Origin of the sequence: Mesorhizobium sp. M7A.F.Ca.CA.004.12.1.1 (assembly GCF_003997835.1) — a bacterium.
Taxonomy (GTDB): domain Bacteria; phylum Pseudomonadota; class Alphaproteobacteria; order Rhizobiales; family Rhizobiaceae; genus Mesorhizobium.
On sequence record NZ_RZRK01000588.1, the window covers coordinates 1 to 3894 of the forward strand.

Annotated in this window: 4 protein-coding genes; 3 read left to right on the forward strand and 1 reads right to left on the reverse strand. The window is 61.7% G+C overall.

The annotated features are described in order from the left end of the window. Positions 1–737, forward strand: a 737-nt coding sequence (locus EN984_RS25625; protein WP_127384040.1) for a zinc-binding dehydrogenase, incomplete at its 5' end; no start/stop codon positions are given. 13 nt (positions 738–750) lie between these two features. Beyond that, positions 751–1734: a lipid A biosynthesis lauroyl acyltransferase gene (locus EN984_RS25630; protein WP_164748868.1), complete on the forward strand. Its 984-nt coding sequence runs from the start codon at positions 751–753 to the stop codon at positions 1732–1734. Between the two features lie 61 nt (positions 1735–1795). On the opposite strand, the gene EN984_RS25635 is transcribed toward EN984_RS25630, so the two are convergent. Then, positions 1796–2224 carry a L,D-transpeptidase gene (locus EN984_RS25635; RefSeq protein WP_023812266.1) on the reverse strand — a complete coding sequence of 143 codons (429 nt, stop codon included), beginning with the start codon at positions 2222–2224 and terminating at the stop codon, positions 1796–1798. A gap of 222 nt (positions 2225–2446) precedes the next feature. On the opposite strand from EN984_RS25635, the gene EN984_RS25640 reads away from it, so the two are divergent. Further along, a complete protein-coding gene (locus EN984_RS25640; protein ID WP_127269347.1) occupies positions 2447–3727 on the forward strand; it encodes an acetylornithine deacetylase/succinyl-diaminopimelate desuccinylase family protein in 1281 nt (426 codons plus the stop codon). The last annotated feature ends 167 nt before the right edge of the window (positions 3728–3894 follow it).

Sequence of the window (3894 nt, forward strand, 5' to 3'; positions counted from 1 at the left end):
GCGAAGGCCGCGACAACCTCTGTGAACATGTTTCGGGTGTGCACGGTTTCCATCTCGACGGTTTCGCGCAAGAGAAGATCAACCTGCCGGCTCGCCTGCTGGTCCCCGCCCCGCCCGGCGTGACCGACATCGGCGCGGCGGTCGCGCCCGTCACCTTCGGCACGGTCGAGCACATGCTGTTCGACAACGCCAGGCTACAGCCCGGCGAGACGATCCTTATCCATGCCGGCGGATCCGGCATCGGCTCTGCGGCCATCCAGCTGGCCAAGCGGATGGGCTGCACCATCATCACCACGGTCGGCTCCAACGACAAGATCGACAAGGCCAAGGCGCTCGGCGCCGACCATGTCATCAACTACCGCGACGACCGTTTCGAGGGCGTCGTGCGCAAGCTGACCAAGAAGAAGGGCGTCGATGTCGTCTTCGAACATGTCGGCGCCGACACTTTTGCCGCCTCGATGCTGTGCCTGAAGCGCGGCGGCCGCCTGGTGACCTGCGGTTCGACTTCCGGCGTGTCGACGCAGATCAATCTGATGCAGCTGTTCCAGCAGCAATTGAAACTGCTTGGCTCGTTTGGCTGCCGCATGGAAAACATGGCCAACGCCATGCAGAAAATGGCGGCGGGACAGGTCGCACCCGTCATCGACACCGAAGTCGGCTTCGACGGTATCGACGCCGCGCTGAAGCGCATGGAAGGCCGCGACGTTTTCGGCAAGATCATCCTGCGCGTCGGCTAGAGCCTTGACCTCTGTGTTCAAGAAGTTCCGCCGGGATCTAAAATTTCGCTACGGCAGGCAACTGCGCCAGCTCAATTACTGGCTGGTGGCGCGCGCCGCAATGATGATCATCTCGGTCCTGCGCCTGCTGCCGGCCGACAGTGCGTTGAATTTCGCCGACCGCGCCGCACGCATGGTCGGCCCCCGGGTGGGACGCCATCAGGTCGCCGTCGACAATCTGCGCAAGGCCTATCCGGAAAAGGGCGAAGCCGAGATCCAGGCGATCGCCTCAGACATGTGGGGCAACATGGCCCGTCTTGCCGCGGAATACATCTTTCTCGACGCCCTCTTCGACTATGACCCTACAGCGATCAAGCCCGGCCGCATCGAGGTCAAAGGAGCGGACCACTTCCTCGAAATCGCCAGCGAAGTGAAGCCGCACATCGTCTTTACCGGCCATCTCGGCAATTTCGAACTTCTGCCGGTGGCGGCGGCGACCTTCGGCATGAACATCACGGCGCTGTTTCGCCCACCCAACAATCCTTATCTTGCCGACTACATCCTCTCGACGCGCCGCTCGACCATGGGCTCGTTGCTGCCATCGATGGCCGGTGCCTCATTCGCCTTGGCCGGGGTCCTGGAGAACGGCGGCAACATCGGCATCCTTGTCGACCAGAAATTCTCCAGCGGACTGGAGACGACATTCTTCGGCCGTCCGTGCCAGAGCAATCGGGTGCTGGCCACCCTTGCCCGTCACTATGACTGCGACGTCTATCCGGCTCGCTGCATCAGGCTGCCAGGCAACCGCTTCCGGCTCGAAATCGAGGACAAGCTGACATTGCCGCGCACGGCTGACGGCAGCGTCGATGTCCACGCCACCACCCAGCGTCTCAACGATGTCGTCGAACGCTGGGTGCGAGAAGATCCCGGCCAGTGGATGTGGTTCCACAAAAGGTGGGAGATCAGCGGCGGGCGTCGAAAGCGGCCCTCGCAGGCAAAAGCGGTCCCGAACGCTTAAACGGAACTGCTGGCGAGGGTATTAGCCCTGCGCCAGCCGACAACAGCGAACCTGAATCTCTTCAGTTGGTGACGACAATGCGCGTATTGCCGAAACCGGCTTGCCGAACCATCGCATAGAAGGCGGCGGCATTGGTCGGGTGCAAGCGCACACAGCCATGCGATGCCGGGCGCCCGAGCTGCCTCACCGCGCCGGTGCCGTGAATGGCATAGCCGCCGCGGAAGAACACCGAATGAGGCATTGGCGACATGTCGTATTTGCGCGAATACCACATCCGCGCCGTCCGTTGCGGCCGATAGCTGCCGCGCGGCGTAATGTAACCTTTGCGCGCGGTGGAGACGCTCCACCGGTAAACCGACGCGCCATATCTGACGGTCATCGTCTGCGAAGACACGTCAATATTTGCAACGAGGCTGGCTGCCCAGCCCTGCCCCGAAGCACCGAACAGCATCGCAACAAACACGGCTGCCATGAGAACTGTCTTTTTCATGCGATCAAACCCCTTTGATTGCCCCTAACCTGCCTGCCCTCAAATTGTCTCTCATCTTTTTAATGGCAGATGAACGGGCTAACACACACACCTTGACCAATTCGCCAATCCAAAGCAGCGAATTTGAACGATTTCCCGCAATAGTTGCCGCAACGACACGCCGCACAGGCTCGATCACCAACGGGCTTGCAAAACCGCCGAGATCGCTGCTCAACTCTGGGCATGAACGAGCGACTCCTCCGGGCAATCGATGACAGGCGCGACGATGTCGTCGCGCTGACCACTGAGCTGATCCGTTTTCCGACCATCAATCCACCCGGCGAGGCCTATCGGCCATGCGCCGAATATCTCGGCGCGCGGCTGAAGAAGAGTGGTTTCGAGACCGAATTCATCCGCGCCGAAGGCACGCCCGGCGACACCGACCGCTACCCGCGCGTCAATGTCGTTGCCCGTTTCGACGGAAGATCGTCAGGCGCCTGCGTCCACTTCAACTCGCACATCGACGTGGTCGAAGCCGGCGACGGCTGGACCGTCGATCCTTTTGCCGGCATCGTCAAAGACGGCAAGGTCTATGGTCGCGGCGCCTGCGACATGAAGGGCGGACTGGCCGCCTCGATCATCGCAGCCGAAGCCTTCCTGGAAGTCTTCCCCGACTTTCCCGGCGCCATCGAAATATCCGGCACCGTCGACGAGGAGTCCGGCGGCTTCGGCGGCGTCGCCCATCTGGCCAGACTAGGCTATTTCTCAAAACCCAGGGTCGACCACGTCATCATTCCCGAGCCGCTCAACAAGGATCGCATCTGCCTCGGGCATCGCGGCGTCTGGTGGGCGGAGATCGAGACCAAGGGCGAGATCGCGCACGGCTCGATGCCGTTTCTCGGCGACAATGCGGTGCGCCACATGGGCGCCGTGCTGAGGGCTTTCGAGGACGAGCTGTTCCCTGCGCTTGACCGTAAGATGACGCGCATGCCGGTCGTGCCCGAAGGGGCAAAACGCTCGACCATGAACATCAATTCGATCCATGGCGGCCAGACCGAGGACTTCCGGCCCGGCCTGCCGTCGCCCAACGTGCCCGACTCCTGCCGGCTGACCATCGACCGTCGTTTCCTGCTGGAGGAAGATCTCGACACCGTCAAAGGCGAAGTGACCGGTATTCTCGACCGGCTAAAGCGCGAGCGGACAAAATTCGACTACGAAATCCGCGACCTGATGGAAGTGCTGCCGCTGATGACCGAGCGCGACGCCCCGGTGGTCAAGGCGGTTGCGCAAGGCATCATGGCGATCTTCGACCGCGAACCCGGCTATGTCATTTCGCCCGGCACCTACGACCAGAAGCACATTGCGCGCATCGGCCATATCTATGATTGCATCGCCTATGGGCCGGGCATTCTCGACCTCGCCCACCGGCCGGACGAATGGGTCGGGATAGCGGACATGGTAGAATCGGCCAAGGTGATGGCGATAGGGCTCAACGTGCTGCTGCGCGGCACAGCCGCGGGGTAAGGCGCACCGCGACAAGCTTCGACCTGCCGATGCAGTGGCCAGGACAAAACATTCCCGGCCACGCCAACGGGCAGAACGAAACGCAATTTACTCCGCGGCGAAATCACGCTTCTATCGCCCGGGTTCGAGCACGTGTCTGAAACGCATGGGGAGTCGCACGATGAAAC